The sequence below is a fragment of the Actinoallomurus acaciae genome (genome assembly GCF_042429965.1).
Taxonomy (GTDB): domain Bacteria; phylum Actinomycetota; class Actinomycetes; order Streptosporangiales; family Streptosporangiaceae; genus Actinoallomurus; species Actinoallomurus acaciae.
On sequence record NZ_JBHLZP010000897.1, the window covers coordinates 1 to 2,022 of the forward strand.

Annotated in this window: 3 protein-coding genes; 1 reads left to right on the top strand and 2 read right to left on the bottom strand. The window is 73.0% G+C overall.

Going from position 1 to position 2,022, the window contains the following annotated elements; all coding sequences use genetic code 11:
- Positions 1–215 precede the first annotated feature (215 nt).
- Entirely contained in the window at positions 216–527 is a 312-nt protein-coding gene (locus ACFFNX_RS48615) for a helix-turn-helix domain-containing protein (RefSeq protein WP_378213236.1), read from the bottom strand.
- A 52-nt stretch (positions 528–579) separates the two neighbouring features.
- On the opposite strand from ACFFNX_RS48615, the gene map reads away from it, so the two are divergent.
- Positions 580–1,347, top strand: a complete 768-nt coding sequence (map, locus tag ACFFNX_RS48620; RefSeq protein ID WP_378213238.1) for a type I methionyl aminopeptidase — start codon at positions 580–582, stop codon at positions 1,345–1,347.
- Between the two features lie 42 nt (positions 1,348–1,389).
- Here map and ACFFNX_RS48625 read toward each other — a convergent pair.
- Positions 1,390–2,022: SDR family NAD(P)-dependent oxidoreductase (locus ACFFNX_RS48625; protein ID WP_378213239.1), on the bottom strand; the 633-nt coding region annotated here is incomplete at its 5' end.

Genomic DNA, 2,022 nt, shown 5'->3' on the forward strand with positions numbered 1-2,022 from the left:
GCGCCCGTGGATGGGCGGTGGCGCGCGCCCTCACCGGCATTCTCATCGCCGACGCCGGCGTCCACGGCCGGCCCGGCGGCAAGCCCACCTGGGGTCCGCCGGCCCACGCCGCGCTGCGACGCCTCATCGGCTGATCGATCGGCTCCCCGCACGCCGGTCCCGGCCATGCCGGACCGGCAGGGGCTGAGGAGTTCTCGCTGGGGATCAGCGTGGCGTCATCCCACGGCTCTGCGCTCGCCTTCGGCGCTCGGGGCGGCCTCGTCCGTGGCTCCGGCGGCCGTGCCGGGCAGGCTGACCTGGGCCAGCAGCGCGTCCACGGACAGTCCCAGAACTCCGGCGACGGCGACCACGGTGAAGAAGGCCGGTGTGGGGATGCGGCCCCTCTCGATCTTCCGCAGAGTCTCCGGGGAGATCCCGGCCTGGAGCGCCACCTCGGTGATGCTGCGCGAGCCCCTGGCCTCGCGCAGCAGCTCGCCCAGCCGTTCCCCCCGCAGGTGGTCGGCGATCGACAACGGTTCCCGTACCATGAGCCCAATACTAATACCGGTATAGTTATCGGAACCTAGCAGGAGGAAAACGTTGATCGAGCTCAAGACCGCCGCCGAGATCGAGGTGATGCGCGAGGCCGGCCGGGTCGTCGCGGCGGTGCACGCACAGGTCCGTGCGCACGCGACCGCCGGGGTGTCCCTGCGCGAGCTCGACGAGCTGGCCCGCCAGATCATGCACGAGGCCGGGGCCGGATCGTCCTTCCTCGGCTACCACCCGGCGTTCGGCGCCACTCCCTACCCCGGCGTGATCTGCACCTCGGTGAACGAGGTCATGCTGCACGGCCTGCCCACCGGCTACCGGCTCCGGGACGGCGACCTGCTGAGCATCGACTGCGGCGCCCACATCGACGGCTGGCACGCCGACGGCGCGGTCAGCTTCTGCGTCGGCCGGGGCCACCGGCGCGACGCCGACCTGATCCGCACCGCCGAACGGATGCTGGCCGCCGGGATCGAGGAGGCCGTGCCGGACGCGCGGCTCGGCGACATCGGCCAGGCCATCTCCCGCATCGGCCGCGCGGCCGGCTACGGCATCCAGCACGACTTCGCCGGCCACGGCATCGGGCGGGCCATGCACGAGGACCCGTTCGTCCCCAACGAGGGCCGCCGAGGGCACGGCCTCAGGCTCCGCCCCGGCATGGTCATCGCCATCGAGCCGAGCCTGATGGCCGGAGGCGACGACGACTACGCGATGGCCGAGGACGGCTGGTCCCTGTGCAGCGGTGACGGCAGCCGCACGGTCCACGTCGAACACTCGGTGGCCATCACCGACGACGGGCCGATCGTCTTGACCCTCCCCTGACGCCCGTCATGATCAGCTCCTTGCGAACCATGAGCCGGTCGCTCAGTGGATGGAGAAGCCGCCGTCCACGAAGATCGACTGACCGGTGACGTACGCCGACGCCGCGCTCGCCAGGAACACGGCCGCGCCGGCGAAGTCGTCGGGGCGGCCGTTGCGGCCGATCAGCGTGCGGTCGGCCATCGCGGCGTGGCGCTCCGGCGGGATGTGGGTGACCAGCGGCGTCACGACGAACCCGGGGACGAGGGCGTTGCAGCACACTCCGCGGGCCGACCACGCCTCGGCCTGGGAACGGGTCAGCGCGACCAGGCCGCCTTTGGCGGCGCCGTAGGCGCCGCTGTTGCCGAACGCGCGGAAGGACTGCTGAGAGGCGACGTTGATGATCCGGCCGTGGCCGCGCCCGGCCATGCCCGGCCCGAACCGCTGGCCGAGCAGGAACGGGGCGTCGAGGTTGACCGCCATCGACCGGTCCCACACCGACGCGTCCAGCTCGTCCATGGGCGGCCGCAGGTTGATGCCGGCGCAGTTGACCAGGATGTCGGGCTCGCCGAAAATCCGCGCGGCGTCCTCGGCGGCCCGCCGTACGCAGCCGCGCTCCCCCAGGTCGGCGGCGACGTGGGCGGCCTTGCCGCCGGCCGCCTCCAGCGCGGCGACGGTCTCGCGCAGCGCGGGCGCGCC

Bases quoted from the DNA above. Each gene is read 5' to 3' on its own strand.
- ACFFNX_RS48615 (WP_378213236.1), bottom strand. From the start codon at position 527: ATGGTACGGGAACCGTTGTCGATCGCCGACCACCTGCGGGGGGAACGG.